Raw genomic sequence first — 18,598 nt, 5'->3', positions numbered from 1 at the left:
CAGTTTGCCGGAGCGGAACGCGTCAACCCAGGGCGTGGTCGAGGTTGAAGGCGGCGCTGATCAGCGCCAGATGGGTGAACGCCTGGGGGAAGTTGCCGAGCTGCTCCCCTGAGCGCCCGATCTCCTCGGCGTACAGGCCCAGATGATTGGCGTAGCTCAGGATGTTGTCGAAGACCCGGCGGGCCTCCTCCACCCGGCCCGCCCTGGCCAGCGCCTCGACGTACCAGAACGTGCAGATCGAGAACGTGCCCTCCGAGCCCTGCAGCCCGTCGGGGCTGGCCTCGGGGTTGTAGCGGTACACCAGCGAGTCGGAGACCAGCTCGTCGGCGAGCGCGTCGAGCGTGGACAGCCATTTCGGGTCCATGGGCGAGACGAACTTGGCCAGGGGCATCATCAGCACCGCCGCGTCCAGCACGTCATCGTCGAAATGCTGGACGAAGGCGTTCAGCGTGGCCGAATAGCCGTGCCGCATGATCTGGCGGTAGATGCCGTCGCGGGCCTCGCGCCAGCGCGGGATGTCGGCCGGGAGCCCGCGGTGGATGGCCATGCGCATGGCCCGCTCGATGGCCACCCAGCACATGAGCCTGGAGTAGACGAAGTTCTTGCGCCCGCCGCGGGTCTCCCAGATGCCTTCGTCCGGCTGGTCCCAGTTGTCGGAGACCCAGTCGACCAGCGTGCACAGCTCGTCCCAGCGGTCGCTGGAGATGGGCTTGCCCCATTTGTCGTACAGGTAGACGGAGTCGATGAGCGCGCCGTAGATGTCCATCTGGAGCTGGTCCGCGGCGGCGTTGCCCACGCGTACCGGGGCCGATCCGCGGTAGCCCTCCAGGTGGTGGAGCTCGCGCTCCGGGAACTCGACGCGCCCGTCGATGCCGTACATGATCTGCAGCGGGGCCGACTGGTCGCCGCGGCCGAGCGTGACGTGCTCCGACAGGAAGTTCATGAACGCCTCGGCCTCTTCGGTGAAGCCCAGCCGCAGCAGCGCGTACACGCAGAAGGCCGCGTCGCGCACCCACACGTAGCGGTAGTCCCAGTTGCGCGGGCCGCCGATCTGCTCCGGCAGGCTCGTGGTGGGGGCCGCGACGATGCCGCCGGTCGGCGCGTACGTGAGCAGCTTCAGCGTCAGCGCCGAGCGGTGCACCATCTCCCGCCACCTGCCGCGATAACGGGAGCCGGACAGCCACGACCGCCAGAACCGCACCGTGTTGGCCAGCTCCTGCTCGGCCTCGGCGAGCGCGCACGACTTCGGGCCGAGCCCCATGTCGGACCGGTCGAGGGCGAAGACGGCCTGCTCGCCCTCGGAGAGCGTGAACCATGCCCGCACGTCACGGCCGTCGCTCTCCAGCGGCACGGTCGAGGTCAAGGTCAGCGAGAGCCCGGATGACTCGAACGTGGCCCGGCCGTCGTGCAGGCGCACGCTGTGCTCCTGCGCGGCGTAGTCGAACCGGGGCGCGACCAGCACGCGGAACGGCAGCGAGCCGCGTACGCAGACCAGCCGCCTGATCAGCCGGTGCCGGTCGGCCTCGTGCGTCTCCTCCTCGACGACCGGCATGAAGTCCTGGACTTCGGCCATCCCCTCGTCCGCGAAGAACCGGGTGACGAGCACGTTCGTGTCGGGGATGTAGAACTGTTTGGTCCGTATGTCGAGGTCGGCGGCCAGTTCGAAACAGCCGCCCCGCTCGTTGTCCAGGATCGAGCCGAAGACGCTCGGCGCGTCGAAGCGCGGGCAGCAGTACCAGTCGATCGTGCCGTCCGTGCCGACCAGGGCGACCGTTCGCAGGTCGCCGATCAGCCCATGTTCGCCGATCGGCAGATATCCCATGACATCAAACTAGACCCGTCAAGGTCGGCAGTTGCCAAAACATCCGGCAAGGGATGTACTGCGTCGTGGGTCCGGACGGCCTCGGGGAGATTGCCACGATGGATTTCTCGATTCTGGGATCCTTACGCGTACAAGGCGCAGAAGGGCCCGTTCGGCTGAGCGCCAAGCAGCGCGCGGTGCTCAGCGTCCTGCTGCTCCACCCCAATGTCGTGATCTCAACCGAGCGCTTGGTCGCCGCCGTCTGGGACGACCCGCCGCGCTCTGCCGTGGCGAACCTCCAGACGTACGTCTCCCAGCTGCGCCGCGTCGTCAGCGGCACCGCGCTCCGCCTGCGCACGGAGCCCGCCGGGTACGCGTGCGAGCTGTCGCCCGACCGGCTCGACCTGCTCGCGTTCGAGGACCTCGTACGCCGGGCGCGGCGCGCGCGGCAGGCGGGCGAGCACCAGGCCGCGGAGCAGGCCTACAAGGCTGCGGTGTCCCTGTGGCGGGGCAGGCCCGCCGAGGACAGCCGGCTCGGCAGCGCCATGGAGCCCAGGATCGCCGAGCTGGAGGAGCAGCTCCTCCTGGCCAGGTCCGAGTGGATCGACGTCCGGCTGGAGCTCGGCGGGGAGGACCTGGTGGTCGAGCTGCGCACGCTGGTCGCCGCCCACCCGCTGCGCGAGCGGCTGTGGGCGCAGCTCATGCTGGCCCTGCACAGGAGCGGGCGGCGCAGCGAGGCGCTCGACGCCTTCCGCCAGGCCCGCGCGGTGCTCAGCAGCGAGCTGGGCATCGAGCCGGGCCGCGAGCTGGCCGACCTGCACGCCGCCCTGCTGGCCGGCGATCCCGCGCCGAGCGCCCCGGTCTCCCCGCGTGTGCCGCTGTGCCAGCTGCCCGCCGACACCTCCGACTTCGTGGGCCGCAAGGCCGAGCTGGACGTGCTGCTCCCCGCCGCGCGGGCCCGGCCGGAGCGGATGTCGCCGCCCATCGTGGTCGTCTCGGGGCTGCCGGGAGTGGGGAAGACCACGCTCACCGTGCACGCGGCGCACCTGTTACGCGCCGACTACCCCGACGGGCAGGTCTTCCTGCGGCTGGGCCGGGACGCGGCCGGCCCGCGGCGGCCGGAGGACCTGCTCGGCGAGCTGCTGCGCTCGCTGGGCGTGGACGGCACGCTGGTCCCGGGGCCGCTGGAGGAGCGGGCGGGCCTGCTCAGGCAGCGCCTGGCCGACATGGGCGTGCTCATCGTGCTCGACGACGCCCAGGACGAGACGCAGGTGCGCCACCTGCTGCCGGGCACCGCGCGCAGCTGCGTGCTGGTGACGTCCAGGTCGCGGCTGCCCGCCCTGGAGGGGGCCACCCGGCTGCAGCTCGACCTGCCCGGCGAGCACGACGCCCGGCTGCTGCTGGAGCGGGTGGCGGGCGGGGCCCGCTTCCGCGCGGCGCCGGAGGCCGCGCGGGCGATCCTGAAGGCCTGCGGGCTGCTGCCGCTGGCGATCAGGGTGGCGGGCGCGCGGCTGGCGATCCGCCCGTCCTGGCCGGTCGGCGTGTTCGCCAGCAGGCTCGAGGACCGGCGGCTCGACGAGCTGATCGTGGGCGGGCTGGACGTGCGGGGCACGTTCGGGGAGAGCTACGCGGCCCTGCCGGAGCCGGCGCGGCGGGCGTTCAGGCTGCTGGGGCTGGCCGACCTGGGGAGCATCGCCGAGTGGTCGGCGGCGGCCCTGCTCGGCTCGTCCGGGCTGGAGGCGGACGCGGCGCTGGAGACGCTGGTCGCCAGGGGGATGCTCGACTCGGGCGAGGTCGACGGGGCGGGACAGCCGCGTTACCGCCTGCACGACCTGTTACGCGTGTACGCCGAAGAGCGGGCCCGGGTCGAGGACGACCTGGAGGAGCAGCGGGCGGCGCTGACCCGGCACGTGCTGGAGTGCCTGCGCCTGCTCAGGGCGGCCACCAGCGACCTGCCCATCCCGACCGCGCCGCCCTTCCCTCAGGCCGAGGCGATCGACGGGGTCGGGATCGCGTGGCTGGCCGCCGAGCGCAGGACGCTCGTCCACAGCGTGTCGGCGGCCGTCGAGCTGGGGATGGCGGAGGAGGCGGCCGAGCTGGCGCACCACCTGTCGGCGTACCTGAGCCTGGAGGGGTTCTTCGACGACGTGGAGCGGCTGCAGGGGATCGTGATCGCGGCGGCGCCGAGCGAGCGGATCGCGCTGCGGGCCGAGCTGGTGCTGGCCGGGGTGCCGCTGTCGCGCGGGGCCTACGGGCCGGCGGGAGAGCACTTCCAGCGGATATATCAGGACTGCTTGCGGATCGGGGACTCGCACGGGGCCGCGTACGCGCTGATCAACCGGGCGGCCTGCCTCCACGGGGCCGGGCTGTTCGAGGAAGGGCTGGAGGAGGCGTACCGGGCCATCGCCCTGCTGGAGGAGCTGGGTGACGAGGGCGGGCTCGACTACGCCTGGACGTGGCCCGTCTGGATCCACATGGAGCTGGGCCGGTACGGCGAGGCGGGGCGGCTCTGCCAGGAGCGGCTGGCCAAGGCGGGGGAGGACCGGCGGGCCCGCGGTGACCTGCTGCGGGCCCTGGGCACCGCCTGCTACCTGCGCGGCGAGGTGGCCGAGGCCGTGTGGTGCTACCAGGAGAGCCTGGTGGTCAGCGAGATGATCGGGGATCGCGTCGCGTCCAGCAAGGTGCTGCGCAGGCTCGGCGAGGCGCTGGGGGCGCTCGGGCGGTTCGACGAGGCCGTGGACGCGCTCGACCGGGCCAGGTCGCTCTTCCGCGAGTGCGGGGACGGGCTGGGGGAGGCGCTGGCCACGTACGCGCTGGGCGAGGTGCGGCTGCGGCAGGGGCGCGCCGCGGAGGCGCTCGGCCTGCTGGTCACCGCCCGCGACGGGCTCGGGCCCGGCGGGCCGCCGACCTGGCGGGCCCGCGTGCTCAGGGAGCTCGGCCGCGCGTACGCCGAGCTGGGGGAGCACCCGTGCGCGGCGGCGGTGTGGCGCGAGTCGGCCGAGCTGTTCGAGAGCGGGCCGGAACGGGCCCAGGTCGAGGGTTTCCTGAACGAGGCCCAGGGCTGACCTACTCGGCCGGGCGGTGCCGTACCACGGGGACGGTTGCGAGGCCCGACTGCCGTGCCGCCCGCCGGGCGCTTCCCGGCGTGGGGCCCTCGCCCACGATCTCGCCGTCGGCCAGCGCCACCCACACGCCCGCGGGGATCATCTCGCCCAGCGCCCGCTCCACCACCGGCCGCGACGGCGCCGGGACCGGGCGGGTGCGCCAGAAGAGCCACTGCGCGACGATGAGCGGGCCGAGCGGGGTCAGCAGCGGTATCGCGCCGCTCCCGGACAGGAAGGCCGTGGCCGCGACGGCCAGCAGCGCGGCGTCGATCCCGGCGGCCAGCCAGCCGGCGCGCCGGCCGTACCTCTTGTACGCCACCAGCGGCCACAACGTGAGCATGAGGCAGTCGCCCAGCCCGACGAGCGAGGCGTCGGCGCCGTAGCGGGTGGCCAGCACCGGCGCGAACGGCAGCCCGTCCAGCCGCGCCACGAAGTCGAGCGTGAGCGAGCTGAGCCCGGTGGCGAGCGTGTCGTAGCAGGTCAGGGCGGCGGCCAGGGCGGCCACCTGGGCCGGGGTGACGGCCGTCTGGACCCACAGGTTGACCACGCCGACGACGAGCAGGATCACCGCCACGTCGTTCAGCACGAGGACGGCGGGCTCCCAACCGGCGAAGTACGCGGCCACGTCGCCGCCGACCAGCACCGCCGCCGCGATCGCCGCCGTCCGCCCGCCGAGCACCGGCGCCAGCGTGAGCTGCGCGAGCGTGAACACCACGACGCCGAAGATCGTCACGACGATGCCGACGGGGATGTGCAGGTACGCGAACGGCATCGCCACCAGCGCCACGATCATGACGGCGATGTCGGACCCGACGAACTTGCCGACCGGCGGTCGCGGGATCTCGTACCGGGACAGGAACAGGGCCGCCAACGCGACGGTCAGCGCGATGAGCGTGTGCAGGCCCAGGACGTGCGCGGTCATCGGACTCCGATCGGGAGGTGCGCGGCGTGCTCGAAGCTCTGCTCGATCAGGTCCGCCCGGACGTGGCAGGGGCGCGGCAGGTCGTCCGGGCTCTCGACCAGCACGATGCCCTTGAGCTTCGTCGCGGCGGCCCGCTCCTCCAGCCGGCTGAGCAGCGCCGGGTCGTCCTTGCCCGACACGACGTGCAGGATCCCGTCCTCGACCGCGAACCTGGTCGGCAGCGGCAGCGCGTGCTCGGCCTGCAGCAGGTCCAGCACGTCACGGGTGGTCACGTCGCCGTCCACCGCGCGTCCCAGGATGCGGGAGGTCGCCGGGATCGCCGCCAGCGCGCACGTGGGCGGCTCGGGCAGGGTTCTGACCAGGTCGCCGGTGACGTACCGGAGCAGCAGCGTGGTGTCGCGGAAGGTGGAGTACGGGGTGACGACCAGGACGCCGAGCGCGTCCGGCCCGGCGGGCTCCATGGTGACCGGGTCGAGCACCTCGATCAGGCCCTGGTCGGAGGGCAGATGCAGGTGGCCGTCATCGCACACCCGCCCGGTGACGGGCGCGATCTCGGTCATGGAGTAGCCGTCGTAGACCCTGGCACCCAGGGCCTCCTCGGCGCGCAGGCGCAGCGCGTCGGTGAGCACCTCGCCGCCGGACGTCACCTCGATGAGCCCGAAGTCGCGCGGGCTCCAGCCGCCGCGCTCGGCCTCCTGCACCAGCGCGGCCAGATAGGAGGCGGTCACGTTCAGGTGCGTGATGAGGGGCTGCTTGCCGGGGACGTGCATCGGCGTGGCCAGCCGGTCGAGGGTGGCGCGCGGGTCGATCATGCCGAGGTGCACGAAGCCCGCGCCCGTCATCGGCACCGCCCGCTCGGCCACGATCTGGGCGATGGAACGGGAGCTGATGGCGTTGGCCCACAGGTGCTCGGAGCGCAGGCCGCCGTTCAGCATCGCGGCCAGCGCCGCCATCGACGACATCAGCTCGATCTCGTACGCGGAGAACCACACGAGCGTGGGGCTGCCGGTCGTGCCGGTCGTGTGCGCGAGCACGGCGGGACGGGCCAGCTCGGAGACGAACGCGGCGGACATGCCGCGCAGTGCCTGCTTGGGGGTGGGGGCGATGCCGGCCAGGTCGTCCGACTCGAGACCGCGGTAGTACGGGACCTCCGCGCGGGCGTGCCTGATCGTGCGGCGCAGGCGCCGCTTGGTGAGGTCCTCCTGGATCTCCGGGTCGGCGGCGGCGAGCATGTCGTCGGAGCCCTCGCCGGGCGATCCGAACGCCTCCATGGTCGCCCGCGTGTCCTCCACCAGCGCCCGCACGTCCTTGATCCGGAACCTGCGGCCGGACATCATCGTCCACGCGTAGCCCAGTTGCCGCACCGCTGTGCCGAACACGCCTCGCCCTCCTGTCGCGATGGTGCAGTGTGTCCCCCGGGCCCGGAGCGCCCGGGGGACACCTGGGTGTCAGCCGTTGAGGACGAAAACCGCGGTCGACAGCGTGCTGATGGCGTACTTGGCGTACCGGCGAACAGTCTTGACCATGGGACTCTCCCTCGTTGTTCGGGGCAGAGGGGCTTCTCGCGCCCCTCTGCCGTAAACGATCAGCCCGGGTCCTACAGGGTCGCTACAAGCCCGCTACAACCCTGCGCCGCCGCAGGACCAGGCCGGTTGCGGAGGCGAGGACGAGCAGGCCTCCCACCCCCACCAGCACCCGCCCGTCGGGCCCAGCCTCACCACCGCCACCCGTGTCGGCCGCGCCCGCCGGGGTTCTGGTCTTCGTCGCTGTTTCGGTGGGGGTGGGGCTCGGGCTGGAGCTCGCGGTCTCACCGGCGCCGGTGACGGTGAGGGGGTATTCCGTCCGAGCGTCCCCGTTCTTGACCTCGCACTCGATCGCGCGATCGCTGGGGCTGGTGCCGAAGTTGATGGAGGCCGCGTGCACGGTGCCGGTGCCCGGGTTCTTGGGTGTCGTCTTCATGTCGACCGTCGTCGCGGGGAGTCGGACGGGCGCCCCGGGAATGATCGGCTCGAGCTCGGCGACGCCGGTGGCCGACGTCAGCTTTTCGATGCCGCTGATGCCCGCGTACGCGTACAGCTTGAGGCCGTCCTCCAGGCCCGTGGCAGGTGCGCGTAACTCGGAACCCTCCACGTACGTGCCGTGCCAGCCGATGGCCATCTGCTCGCCCACCTGCGCGTCCGTGGGCACCGTCAGCTCGACCTCGACCTTCACGTCCTGGGTCTCGCCCGTGGCGCGGACCTTGCATTCGTACTCCACGACGTCGGCCCGGGCGGCGGCGGACGAGAGCAACAGGGTGGCGGCTGGGACGAGCAGCAGAACACGCACGGCGACTCCTTGCGACGGATGGGGACCATGAGGAGACGGTGCAGGGGGACGCCTGGTTGACAGCTCCGGCCGCAATAGGGTGACGGCATGGGGTTCATCGTCACCACCGGTGCCACCGGCCGCCTCGGCGGGCGGGTGGCCGCGCTGCTCGCCGCCGCCGGGGTCGAGCAGCGGCTCGTCTCACGGCAGGCCGACCGCGTCGCCCCGCTCGCGGGCGCGAGCGCGGTCAGCGCCGAGTACGGCGATCCCGGCGCGATGCGGCGGGCCCTCGAAGGGGCCTCGACCGTGCTGTTCGTGTCCGCGTCGGAGAGCGCCGACCGCCTCGACCGGCATCGCACGTTCGTGGACGCCGCCCGCGACGCCGGTGTCGCCCATCTGGTGTACATCTCGTTCTACGGCGCCGCCCCGGACGCCACGTTCACGCTGGCGCGCGACCATTGGGCCACCGAGCAGCACATTCGCGGCAGCGGCCTGCCCTTCACCTTCCTGCGTGACAACCTGTACGCCGACTTCCTGCCGGGCATGGCGGGGGAGGACGGCGTGATCCGCGGCCCGGCCGGTCAGGGGCGGGTCGCGGCGGTGGCCCAGGACGACATCGCGGAGGCGGCGGCCGCGGTCCTGCTGGATCCGGGCGCGCACGAGGGCGCGACCTACGACCTCACCGGGCCGCAGGCCCTGACGCTGGACGAGGTGGCCGCCGCGCTGACCAGGGCGACCGGGCGCGCGATCACATACCACCCGGAGACGGTCGAAGAGGCTTACGAGTCACGCCGCCGCTACAACGCGCCCGCGTGGCAGGTGGCGGCGTGGGTGTCGACGTACGAGGCCATCGCCGCCGGTGAGCTGGAGGGGGTCGGCGACGCGATCCCCACGCTCACCGGGCACCCCGCGACCACGTTCGAGGAGCTCCTGGCCAGGGGCCAAGGCTAGTCCGGCCACTCCTCGCCCCAGCTCTCGCTGTTGCTGCAGATCTTCACCGTGGCGCTCTTCGTGAACCTCGTCGGGGTGACCACCTCGAAGACGACGTTGTACGTCCCGGCCCCCTTCCAGGTGATGGACGGCAGCAGGGGTTTCGACGACGACGTGCCTTCCTGCCTGCCCTGGTTCTGGCCGTTGACGAGCCACCGGTAGCTGTAGGTCCCTGTGGCCGAGACCGTGGCCCAGATGTTCGTGTCGTTGCGCCAGCAGTCGCTCAGCTTGTAGCCCTCGTACCTGAAGGACACCGACTTCACCCCGCCGCCGCCGCTGGTCGCAGTCGGTTTGGAGGTGCTGGGTTTCGTGGTCGGTCTGGACGTTCGGCTGACGGTGGGCTCGGCGGTGGGGCGGGTCGTGGTGGTGGCCTTGGGGGTTGTGGAGATCTTGGGCGTTTGCGGGGTTTTGGAGGTCTTCGTGCTCTTGGTCGGGTGCGGGGTCTTGGCGGATCCCTTCGCCCCGGTGCCCGTGCCGGAGACGGTCGGGGTGGAGGCCGTGACGATGTTGGCGGTGGTGGCACGGCCGGGCCACCACGGCGCCCAGGCCCAGGCGGCCACCACGGCGCCGGTCACGACGACCGCGGTCCCGCCGGCCAGGAACGCGAGGATGCGCCCGTTGCCGGAGGATCCCCGTCCGGGGTTGGTCCGGAGGTGGGCGATCGGCGGCTGGTGCGGAAAGGGGCCGCCGGGGTGATGCGCGGGTCCCCGGTACGGGCCAGGCCCATGGGGTCCGCCCGGGACGGCCCCATATGCGGGCCCTCCCGGAAACGCCCCCGGACCCGCATGTCCTGATCCCATGGGCGCCACGCCTGGCCCCGCCGATCCTTGAGGCACCGGGCCGCCTGGGAACGCCCCCGGCCTCGGTCCTCGTGAGGCCGGATGGGCCGAACCGCCTGGCGGAGGTGCCTGGCCGCCGATCAACTGGAAGAGGACGTCGTGCATGGCCGGGCGGGCCGCCGGATCCTTGGCCAGGCAGGCGTACACGATCGAGCGCAGCGGCTCCGGCACCCCGCCGAGCTGCGGCTCCTCGTACTGGATCCGTCTGAGCACCGCGGGCACGGAGTCGTTGCCGAACGGCGGGGCGCCCGTGGTCGCGTACACCATGACGGCCCCCCACGCGAACACGTCCACCGCCGGACCCGCGGCGGCGCCCATGAACTGCTCGGGTGCCATGTACGCGGGCGTCCCCACGACGCTGCTGGTACGGGTCAGCGCGGCGTCCATGGCGCGGGCGATGCCGAAGTCGATGACGCGCGGCCCGTCACGTCCGAGCAGGACGTTCGCGGGCTTGAAGTCCCGGTGCACGACGCCGGCCCGGTGGATGGCGGCCAGCGCGGTGGCCGTGGCGACGGCGAGTCGTTGCAGGTCGGCTCCGCTGTGGCGGCCGGCCTGGTGGAGTGAGGGGCCGTCCACGTACTCGGTCACGATGTACGGTCGTGGGCCGCCCAGCGAGGCGTCCAGCACCTGCGCGATGCAGAACGGCTCCACCCGCCGCGCGGCCGCGATCTCCTTCGCGAACCGGCCGTCACCCGGCAGCCCCTCGTGCAGCGCCTTGACGGCGACCCGGGTGCCGTCGGGGGCGGTGGCCAGGTAGACCACGCCCTGGCCGCCCTCGCCGAGCTGCTTGACGACCCGGTACGGGCCGATGGCCTCCGGCATCATCATGTCGGGATGGCGCAGACGTTGAACGACACGCTCTTCTGCGTCGCCGACGGGGAGGTGACCTTGAGGGCGACCGTGTGGCGCCCGGCCTCGAGCATGTACTGGCCGGAGGTCGCGAACGCGGTGTACCCACCCTCGGACACCCACGACCTGTTCCCCGTGACCGCCTTGCCGTCCAGCAGCCACTTGTAGGAGACCCACACCTTCTGCCGGGACGACTCCACGTTGGTCTGGAAGTGGACCGGTGGCATGTAGCAGCCGCTTCCCTGACTCTGGCCGGGGCCGCCGAACAGTTCGATCTCGAGGATGCTGACCCTGGCGTTCGCGACCGGCTTCTCGGTGGTCTTGGTGGGGGTGGGAGCCACGGTCGGGCGCGCCGTGGTGCGCTTGGGAGTGGGCGTCGCCGACGGTGGCGTGGACGTGACCTTGGGGGTGATCTTCTGGGTGGGTTTGGGGGTGGGCTTGCGGGTCTTCCGGGGCGGCGTCTTCGTGGCCGGGGGCTCGGTGGTCTTGGTGGCGGCGGACGGGCTGAGCTGATCGGCGGCGAACGATGCCTGACCGGGCCGCATCGACCAGGGGGCAAGCCAGACGACGCCACCGACCAGCGCCATCACCATGACCCCCGACACACCCACGGCCACCGGAAGCACAACCCGCCGCCCAGCCACCCCCCGCCGCCCCGGCCCCGGCCCATACCCCTGACCTGGCCCGGGCACCGGTCCTTGCCCCGGCACCGGCCCATATCCCGGCCCGGGCGCCGGTCCTTGACCCTGCGCCGGCCCACGTCCCGGCCCGGGAATCGGCCCTTGCCCCGGCACCGACCCCTGCATCGGCACCGGCCCGTTCCCAGCCCCGAAAACCTGACCCGGCCCTTGCCCCGATACGGCCACCGGCCCCTGCCCCGGCCCTGGCACCGACCCGTGACCCGGCCGCTGCCCCCATGCGGATCCTGGCATCGGACCGGACCCCGCTCCCTGGGGGACCCCGGCCCCCTGCCCCCCGGGGTTCTGCCCGCTCAGCAACCGCAGGATGACGTCCCGCATCGTCGGCCGGGCATGCGGATCCTTGGCCAGGCAGTCGTACAGGATGCCCCGTAACGGATGCGGGACGTCGCCGAGCTGGGGTTCGTTGTGGAGGATGCGGTTGATGATGGCCGGCAGCGTGTCCTGTCCGAACGGCGGCGTCCCGTTGGCCGCCCACGCCATGACCGACGCCCAGGCGAACACGTCTGCCGCCGGCCCCACCGACTGCCCCGCCAGTTGCTCGGGCGCCATGTACGCGGGCGTGCCGACGATGCTGCTGGTGTGTGTGAGGGCGTCGTCCATGGCCCGGGCGATGCCGAAGTCGATGACGCGCGGGCCGCCGGGACCGAGCAGGACGTTCGCGGGCTTGAAGTCCCGGTGCACGATGCCCGCCTGGTGGATGGCGGCCAGCGCGGTGGCCGTGGCGACGGCGAGTCGTTGCAGGTCGGCTCCGCTGTGGCGGCCGGCCTGGTGGAGTGAGGGGCCGTCCACGTACTCGGTCACGATGTACGGTCGTGGGCCGCCCAGCGAGGCGTCCAGCACCTGCGCGATGCAGAACGGCTCCACCCGCCGCGCGGCCGCGATCTCCTTCGCCAGCCTGTCGTCGAACCCCGCGCCCTCGCGCAGCACCTTGACCGCCACGGGGCTCCCGCCGGGAGCCTGCCCGAGGTAGACGGTCCCCTGGCCGCCCGCGCCCAGCCGGCCGAACAGGCGGTATTCCCCTACTGTCGCTGGGTCATCCTCCCGCAGCGGTTCGACTTGCGGCATGAGAGAAGTGACTCCTGAGACGGGGGCGGCTGATCGTTACGTACGATAGCGACTGCATACGGATTTGTGGCGAAGTTCCGGATCTGTCGGAAACCTTCCGGTAACCCCGGGCGCGGCCAGAAGGGTGCGATCATGTCGCTGACCACGGACGACGAGTTGGAAGGCTCGCCCGTCGTGGCCAACAGCCTCATGAACCGCGAACGCCGCCTCCCCTCCTACAACCGAGAGCTCGGCATCGACGTCATCGACGTGCTCCGCGCCACGGAAGCCCGGCCGGCGCGCTGGCTGGACCTGTGCTGCGGCACGGCGAACGCCCTCAACGAGGCCACCGCACTGCTCGGACAGGACGCCGAGATCGTGGGTGTGGACCTGGTCGACTTCTTCGCCTCCCCGCCGACCCCGCCACGGCTGCGACTGATCACCGCCTCCGTCACCACCTGGCGCCCCGATGCCCCGTTCGACCTCATCACCTGCGTACACGGCCTGCACTACATCGGCGACAAGCTCGCGCTCCTGGCGAAGGCCGCCGACTGGCTCACCGAAGACGGCCTCTTCGTCGCGAACTTCGACACCCGCAGCATCCGCCTCCCGGACGACACCCCTGCCGGCCGCCGCCTGACCACCGCCCTGCGCTCGCAAGGGATGACGTACGACGGGCGTACCAGAAGGATCGGCTGCCGGGGCCGCAGAAGCCTCGACCTCCCGTACCGCTACCTGGGCGCGGACGACCAGGCCGGCCCCAACTACACCGGCCAGCCCGCCGTCAACGCGCACTACGCCCCAGCCTGACCACCCCGGAACTGTCGGTGGAGCCTGGCAGAGTGTCCCCGAATCTTCAGACCGGCGCCGGCGACCAGGGACGAGTGCCGATGCCATGCGCGCGTCGAAAGGGGGCACGGTGTCCGATCGCAGCCACCGGAGCACAACCGAGCCCCAGCCGCTCGACCCCACCGCATCCAGGACTCACCACTCCGCCGCACCCCAGCCGCTCGACCCCACCGCATCCAAGACTCACCATCCCGCCGTAGGTGACCCCCACCACCTCGCGGCACCCGACAACCACCACCTCGCCATAGGTGAAGCCCGCCACCTTGCGCCACCCGACGCTCGCCATCTCACGACGCCACTCGGCCCGAGCACCCCGGGTGCCACAGGCGTCGAGCCCGATCCCCGGGCCACGGCCACCGTCCCTGATGCCGCCGTTCCAGACGCTGCGCGCGTCCGGGCTGATGCCGACGCTCCGCTTGCCGTGGGTGGGCAGCGGGACGCCGGTGGCCGGGTGGTCTCGCCTCGTTCTCGTTCGCGTTCGATGTTCGCGCCGCTGGCGGCCAAAGGGTTCCGGCGCTACTACCTGGGTCAGACCGCCTCCGCGTTCGGTGACTCGCTGACCCCTCTGGCGATCGCGTTCGCCGTCCTGCACCTCACCGGATCACCCGTGGACCTGGGGATCGTGGTCCTGAGCACCCGGCTGCCCGTCATCCTCCTGACCCTGCTGGGCGGCGCGGTCGGCGACCGGTTCTCCCGCAGGACCGTGATGCTGCTCGCCGACCTGACCCGCTTCGCCGCGCACGGCATGACGGCGGTCCTGCTGCTCACCGGTGCCGCGCACCTCTGGATGCTGATCGCCCTGCAGCTGATCGCCGGCGCGGGATCGGCGTTCTTCACCCCGGCCGCGGCGGGCCTCGTGACCGGGCTGGCCGGCAGGGAGCATGTGCAGGCGGCCAACTCCCTGATCTCGATCTCCAGGAGCGCGGCGTCGATCCTGGCGCTGGGCGTCGCCGGAGCCCTGGTGGCGCTGGTCGGGCCGGGCTGGGCCATCCTGGTCGACGCGCTGACGTTCCTGGCGAGCGCGGCCTTCCTGTACCGCCTGCCCCTCGAGACGGGACGACCGCGGCCGAGCGGCGGTGTGCTGGCCGGCATCGGCGGCGGGTTCGCGGAGTTCTCCCGGCACCGGTGGCTGTGGATGTGGACGATCCACAGCGCGCTCACGAACGTGCTCGTGGTCTCCCCGATCCTGGTCCTCGGCCCGTACGTCGCCGACCAGCACCTCGGTGGCGCGCCCGCCTGGTCGGCCATCGGCATCGCGTACGCCGTCGGCGGGCTGGCCGGGGGCTTCGTCGGCGCACGGTGGCGGCCGGGGCGGCCCGTGGTCGCGGCGCTCCTCTTCTTCCTCCTGATGGCCCCGCTCCCGGCGCTGCTGGCGATCCCCGCCGCGCTCTGGTTACTGGCGCTCGCGGCGGCGGCCGCCGGCATGGAGCTGGTGGTCTACAACGTCCTCCAGACCACCTCGATCCAGCGCCACCTCCCCGAGGAATTCGTCGCCCGCGCCACCTCCGTCACCATGCTCGGCGCCCTCGTGGCCGCGCCCGTCGGCATGGGCCTGGCGGGGCCCGCGGTGGCGCTGCTGGGCAGCGGGCCCGTCCTGGGTGTGTGCGCCGTGGCGGCCGTGCTCGTCACGGCTGTGAGCCTGTTCGCGCCGCCGGTGTGGCGCGTTCGTGACTAATCCGGATGAACTTTCCGCCGGGTCCACCACTCGAAGCATGCGTACCGTTCGACACAGGGGAGATCATCGTGATTAAGGTGCTTGTGGCGGTCCTGGCAGGCGGGGCACTGCTCACCGCCGGCGCGCCCGCGTTCGCCCAGTCCGCCAAGCCCGCGCTGGGGCCGTACGGCTACGGCAAGGTCCGGCTCGGCATGAGCGAGAAGCAGGCCAAGGCGACCGGAGAGGTCGTGTTCAAGAAGGCCGGCGAGGCGGGCTCGTGCGCGGGCTGGGACCTGAAGGCCCTGCCCACCGGCAAGGACAACGTGGGCCTGTACATCTCCAAGAAGCGTGGCGTGGCCCTGATCTTCGCCGCGAAGGGTGTCAAGACGCCCGAGGGCATCGGCCTCGGCTCCACGATGACGCAGATCAAGAAGGCGTACCCGGGCGTCAAGACCGCGGCGAGCGGTTACCCGTACGTGAGCGTCCCCGGCAACTCCAAGGCCAGCTACTCGTTCCTGCTCTCCAAGGGCAAGGTCTACGAGCTGGCGCTCAGCCTCAAGACGCAGGACTGCGTCAACTGACCAAGCGATCCACACGGGGGTCGTAGGACCGGGTGCACCACGCCCCACCCCAGCGCGGCCGAGGCGGTGCCGGGGGGAGTGCGGCCGTGCACCGCCGGGCCGTCGTCGTCAACGACGGGGGCGATGCCCGCAGTTGCCCGCAGTTGGCCGGTGTCGGCGTCGATGATCCTCGCCGGCCGTCCCCGCGAGCACGACGACCTGCGCGTCCGCGCGGATGCGGCCGAAATCGGAAATCGGCCGGACGAACGGATGGGTGGCTGCGGGACCGCCGTGCCGCCGAGATGTGCGCGGGCGGGCGGTGACCGGACCGACATGGCGCCGAGATGGGTGCGGGCGTGTTGGTTTGGCGGTGGTTCGTGACTCTCTGGCTGTGTTCGGCGGTGGTTCGTAGCTTTGGCCGTGTTTGGCGGTGAGCCGTAGCTCTCTGGCCGTGTTCGGTGGTGAGCCGTTGGGGACGGTCAGGGGAGTATGGAGCGGACGGCGTCCTCGGACCGGGCGACCACCGTTGTTCCGTCGTCGGCCGTGATGATCGGTCGCTGGATCAGGATCGGGTTCTCCGCCAGCGCCCTGATCCACCGGTCACGGGTGTCCGCGTCGCGCGGCCAGGTGGCCATGCCGAGTTCGGCCGCCCGCGCCTCGCCGGTCCTGGTGACGTCCCACGGTTCGAGGCCCAGCCGGGCCAGGACCGCGCGGATCTCGGCCTCGTCGGGCGGGTCCTCAAGGTAGCGGCGCACGGTGTATTCGGCGGCCTCGGCGTCCAGGATGGACAGCGCGGAGCGGCACTTCGAGCACGCCGGATTGATCCAGATCTCCATGACACCCGACAGTACAGAGCTAATGGAAGGCGAGCGGCAGCGACGCGGTCACGACCAGGCCGCCGCCCTCCCTGGGCTCCGCCCGGACGTCCCCGCCGTGCGCCACTGCCACCGACCGTACGATCGACAGCCCCAGCCCCGCGCTCCTGGCCGTGATCACGCGCTCGGCCCCGTGCCGGTGGAACGGCTTGAAGAGCTGCGGAATCTCGTATGGCGGCACGTCCGGCCCGGTGTTGCTGACCTCGACCTCGGCTCTCCCGCCCGAGCCGCCGAAGCCGCCTGAGCCGCCCAACCCGCCCGATCCGGCTGAGCCGCCCGACCCGCCCGACCCGCCCGGGCCGCCCGAGCCCCCCGACCCCCCCGGGCCGCCGGACACGACCCGGCTCACCACCCGCACCCACCCGGTCCCGTCGTCCAGGTTGTGCCGGATGCCGTTCTCGACCAGGTTGTGCACCAGCCGTTCCAGCAGCAGGGCGTCCCCGACGGTGGGCGCCTGCGCGGTGACCTCGTGCACGGTGACCTTGGAGTCGTGGGCGTCCGCGGCGGTCTGCCTGACCACGTGCGTCACGACGTCGGCCAGGTCCACCGGGGAGCGGTCCGTGATCTCCTGCTCCGACCTGGCCAGCAGCAACAGCCCGGAGATGAGCCGCTCGTGGCGGGCGTTGATCTCCAGCAGGCTCTCGCCCAGCTCCTTGATCTCCGCCGAGGCCGTACGGCGGTGCATGGCCAGCTCGACCAGCGCCCGGTTCAGCGTCAGCGGCGTGCGCAGCTCGTGGGAGGCGTTCGCCACGAACCTGCGTTGCCCGTCGAAGGACTGGTCCAGCCGCTCCACCATGGTGTCGAACGTGTCGGCGAGCGTCTTGACGTCGTCGTCCGGCCCCGCCAGCGCGATCCGCTCGTGCAGCCCGCGCTCGGCCATGGGCGCGGCGGCGATCCTGCGCGCCGTCTCGGTGACCCGGTGCAGCCGGGCCAGCACCCGTCCGGCGACCACCCAGCCGAGCCAGACGGCCACGGCGCCGACCACGACCAGCGCGATCAGACCCTGCGTGAGGAGCGACGTGATGGCCGCGCCGCGCAGCGTCAGCTCCTGCTGCCGCATCCACTCGTACGCCGCCTCGCCGGAGAGCTCGACGCCGTCCTGGACGAAGAACAGCTGCTTCGACTTGCCCGGCGGAGCGATGAACCGGCTCTCGAACGAGTTCGTCAGCTGCTGGTTGAACAGCAGATAGGTGACGCCGAGCAGGGTCAGCCCCGCGAGCATGAACAGGGCGCCGAACAACAGGGTGAGCCGCAGCCGCAGCGTGGGCCGCGGCCGTACGAGCCGCCTCAGGAAGCTCATGCGAGGGAAGCTCATGCGAGGGAAGCTCATGCGAGGGAAGCTCATGGGATCCGGTACCCGACCCCCGGCACGGTCTCCACCACCGGCGGGTCGGCGAGCTTGCGGCGCAGCTTGAGGATGGTGAGCCGGACCGCGCCCGTGAACGGGTCGGCGTGCTCGTCCCACGCCTTCTCCAGCAGCAGCTCGGCCGAGACCACGGTGCCGTTCGCCCGCATCAGCTCCGTCAGTACGGCGAACTCCTTCTTCGACAACGGGACGAACCGCCCGTTCCTGAAGACCTCCCTGCGCGCCGGGTCCAGCGTGATCCCGGCCCTGCGCAGCACTGGCGGCACGGCCGGCCGCGAGCGCCGCCCCAGTGCCAGGACCCGCGCGGCCAGCTCGGGGAACGCGAACGGCTTCGACAGATAGTCGTCGGCCCCCAGGGACAGCCCCGTGACCCGGTCGTCGAGCTGGACGGCGGCGGTCAGCATCAGCACCCGCGCGTCGCGCTCGGACGCGACGAGCTCCCGGCACACGTCGTCGCCGTGCACGCGCGGCAGGTCGCGGTCCAGTACGACCACGTCGTATTCGTTGACCGCGATCCGTTCCAGCGCCGCCGCACCGTCGCGCGCCAGATCGACCGCGTGCGTCTCCTCGCGCAGCCACTCGGCGATCGCGTCGGCGAGCAGCGGCTCGTCCTCCACCACCAGCACCCGCATCGTGCACCTTTCTTCTGCTTACGGAGCCGAGTGTGGCGTAGACGGCATTTGCTCAAAATAAGCCGCAGAACAAACAGCGGACGGAAACGCTGAGGAAACAGCGGCCCC

14 protein-coding genes are annotated in these 18,598 nt (G+C 72.0%); 5 read left to right on the top strand and 9 right to left on the bottom strand.

Going from position 1 to position 18,598, the window contains the following annotated elements:
• Positions 1–22: 22 nt before the first annotated feature.
• On the bottom strand, positions 23–1,822 hold the full coding sequence (locus ACWEPL_RS05245; protein WP_452435275.1) for a glycoside hydrolase family 15 protein: 1,800 nt from the start codon (positions 1,820–1,822) through the stop codon (positions 23–25).
• Positions 1,823–1,920: 98 nt separating this feature from the next.
• Here ACWEPL_RS05245 and ACWEPL_RS05240 point away from each other — a divergent pair, with 98 nt between their 5' ends.
• Positions 1,921–4,866: a BTAD domain-containing putative transcriptional regulator gene (locus ACWEPL_RS05240; RefSeq protein WP_452435274.1), complete on the top strand. Its 2,946-nt coding sequence runs from the start codon at positions 1,921–1,923 to the stop codon at positions 4,864–4,866.
• Position 4,867: 1 nt separating this feature from the next.
• Here ACWEPL_RS05240 and ACWEPL_RS05235 read toward each other — a convergent pair whose 3' ends face one another.
• The 3 genes from ACWEPL_RS05235 to ACWEPL_RS05225 form a co-directional block, all read right to left on the bottom strand.
• The gene (locus ACWEPL_RS05235; protein WP_364248168.1) at positions 4,868–5,827 is read right to left on the bottom strand and encodes a hypothetical protein; all 960 of its coding nucleotides are present in this window, start codon (positions 5,825–5,827) and stop codon (positions 4,868–4,870) included.
• Positions 5,824–7,206 (bottom strand): phenylacetate--CoA ligase family protein, encoded by a 1,383-nt coding sequence (locus ACWEPL_RS05230; protein ID WP_350728215.1) that lies wholly within the window; start codon positions 7,204–7,206, stop codon positions 5,824–5,826. The genes ACWEPL_RS05235 and ACWEPL_RS05230 overlap by 4 nt, the downstream gene beginning before the upstream one ends.
• Positions 7,207–7,435: 229 nt before the next feature.
• Positions 7,436–8,152: a hypothetical protein gene (locus ACWEPL_RS05225; protein WP_452435273.1), complete on the bottom strand. Its 717-nt coding sequence runs from the start codon at positions 8,150–8,152 to the stop codon at positions 7,436–7,438.
• A gap of 87 nt (positions 8,153–8,239) precedes the next feature.
• Here ACWEPL_RS05225 and ACWEPL_RS05220 point away from each other — a divergent pair, with 87 nt between their 5' ends.
• Entirely contained in the window at positions 8,240–9,082 is an 843-nt protein-coding gene (locus ACWEPL_RS05220; RefSeq protein ID WP_452435272.1) for an SDR family oxidoreductase, read from the top strand.
• On the opposite strand, the gene ACWEPL_RS05215 is transcribed toward ACWEPL_RS05220, so the two are convergent.
• The gene (locus ACWEPL_RS05215; RefSeq protein WP_452435271.1) at positions 9,079–10,788 is read right to left on the bottom strand and encodes a protein kinase domain-containing protein; all 1,710 of its coding nucleotides are present in this window, start codon (positions 10,786–10,788) and stop codon (positions 9,079–9,081) included. The genes ACWEPL_RS05220 and ACWEPL_RS05215 overlap by 4 nt on opposite strands.
• A complete protein-coding gene (locus tag ACWEPL_RS05210) occupies positions 10,785–12,575 on the bottom strand; it encodes a protein kinase domain-containing protein (protein ID WP_452435270.1) in 1,791 nt (596 codons plus the stop codon). The genes ACWEPL_RS05215 and ACWEPL_RS05210 overlap by 4 nt, the downstream gene beginning before the upstream one ends.
• Before the next feature lie 132 nt (positions 12,576–12,707).
• On the opposite strand from ACWEPL_RS05210, the gene ACWEPL_RS05205 reads away from it, so the two are divergent.
• The 3 genes from ACWEPL_RS05205 (at position 12,708) to ACWEPL_RS05195 (ending at position 15,638) form a co-directional block, all read left to right on the top strand.
• The gene (locus tag ACWEPL_RS05205) at positions 12,708–13,364 is read left to right on the top strand and encodes a class I SAM-dependent methyltransferase (protein WP_452435269.1); all 657 of its coding nucleotides are present in this window, start codon (positions 12,708–12,710) and stop codon (positions 13,362–13,364) included.
• A gap of 520 nt (positions 13,365–13,884) precedes the next feature.
• A complete protein-coding gene (locus ACWEPL_RS05200; protein WP_452435268.1) occupies positions 13,885–15,078 on the top strand; it encodes an MFS transporter in 1,194 nt (397 codons plus the stop codon).
• Positions 15,079–15,146: 68 nt separating this feature from the next.
• On the top strand, positions 15,147–15,638 hold the full coding sequence (locus tag ACWEPL_RS05195) for a hypothetical protein (RefSeq protein WP_452435267.1): 492 nt from the start codon (positions 15,147–15,149) through the stop codon (positions 15,636–15,638).
• A gap of 458 nt (positions 15,639–16,096) precedes the next feature.
• Here ACWEPL_RS05195 and ACWEPL_RS05190 read toward each other — a convergent pair whose 3' ends face one another.
• Genes ACWEPL_RS05190 through ACWEPL_RS05180 form a run of 3 tightly spaced genes read right to left on the bottom strand, consistent with a single transcriptional unit; the run spans position 16,097 to position 18,490 of the window.
• Entirely contained in the window at positions 16,097–16,453 is a 357-nt protein-coding gene (locus ACWEPL_RS05190; RefSeq protein WP_452435266.1) for an arsenate reductase family protein, read from the bottom strand.
• Between the two features lie 19 nt (positions 16,454–16,472).
• Complete coding sequence (locus tag ACWEPL_RS05185; RefSeq protein WP_452435265.1) at positions 16,473–17,792, bottom strand: sensor histidine kinase; 1,320 nt, start codon at positions 17,790–17,792, stop codon at positions 16,473–16,475.
• 41 nt (positions 17,793–17,833) lie between these two features.
• Positions 17,834–18,490, bottom strand: coding sequence for a response regulator transcription factor (locus tag ACWEPL_RS05180; protein ID WP_350728207.1), 657 nt, complete (start codon positions 18,488–18,490; stop codon positions 17,834–17,836).
• Positions 18,491–18,598: the final 108 nt, after the last annotated feature.

The organism is Nonomuraea sp. NPDC004186, assembly GCF_053603495.1.
The sequence above is the reverse complement of the archived record's forward strand: the minus strand, read 5'-3'. Positions and strand labels throughout refer to the sequence as shown.

Excerpts from the sequence above, each read along its gene's own strand:
- ACWEPL_RS05210 (WP_452435270.1), bottom strand. The coding sequence starts at position 12,575 with ATGCCGCAAGTCGAACCGCTGCGGGAGGATGACCCAGCGACAGTAGGG.
- ACWEPL_RS05215 (WP_452435271.1), bottom strand. The coding sequence starts at position 10,788 with ATGATGATGCCGGAGGCCATCGGCCCGTACCGGGTCGTCAAGCAGCTC.
- ACWEPL_RS05180 (WP_350728207.1), bottom strand. The coding sequence starts at position 18,490 with ATGCGGGTGCTGGTGGTGGAGGACGAGCCGCTGCTCGCCGACGCGATC.
- ACWEPL_RS05190 (WP_452435266.1), bottom strand. The coding sequence starts at position 16,453 with ATGGAGATCTGGATCAATCCGGCGTGCTCGAAGTGCCGCTCCGCGCTG.
- ACWEPL_RS05205 (WP_452435269.1), top strand. The coding sequence starts at position 12,708 with ATGTCGCTGACCACGGACGACGAGTTGGAAGGCTCGCCCGTCGTGGCC.
- ACWEPL_RS05220 (WP_452435272.1), top strand. The coding sequence starts at position 8,240 with ATGGGGTTCATCGTCACCACCGGTGCCACCGGCCGCCTCGGCGGGCGG.
- ACWEPL_RS05200 (WP_452435268.1), top strand. The coding sequence starts at position 13,885 with ATGTTCGCGCCGCTGGCGGCCAAAGGGTTCCGGCGCTACTACCTGGGT.
- ACWEPL_RS05235 (WP_364248168.1), bottom strand. The coding sequence starts at position 5,827 with ATGACCGCGCACGTCCTGGGCCTGCACACGCTCATCGCGCTGACCGTC.
- ACWEPL_RS05185 (WP_452435265.1), bottom strand. The coding sequence starts at position 17,792 with ATGAGCTTCCTGAGGCGGCTCGTACGGCCGCGGCCCACGCTGCGGCTG.
- ACWEPL_RS05245 (WP_452435275.1), bottom strand. The coding sequence starts at position 1,822 with ATGGGATATCTGCCGATCGGCGAACATGGGCTGATCGGCGACCTGCGA.
- ACWEPL_RS05240 (WP_452435274.1), top strand. The coding sequence starts at position 1,921 with ATGGATTTCTCGATTCTGGGATCCTTACGCGTACAAGGCGCAGAAGGG.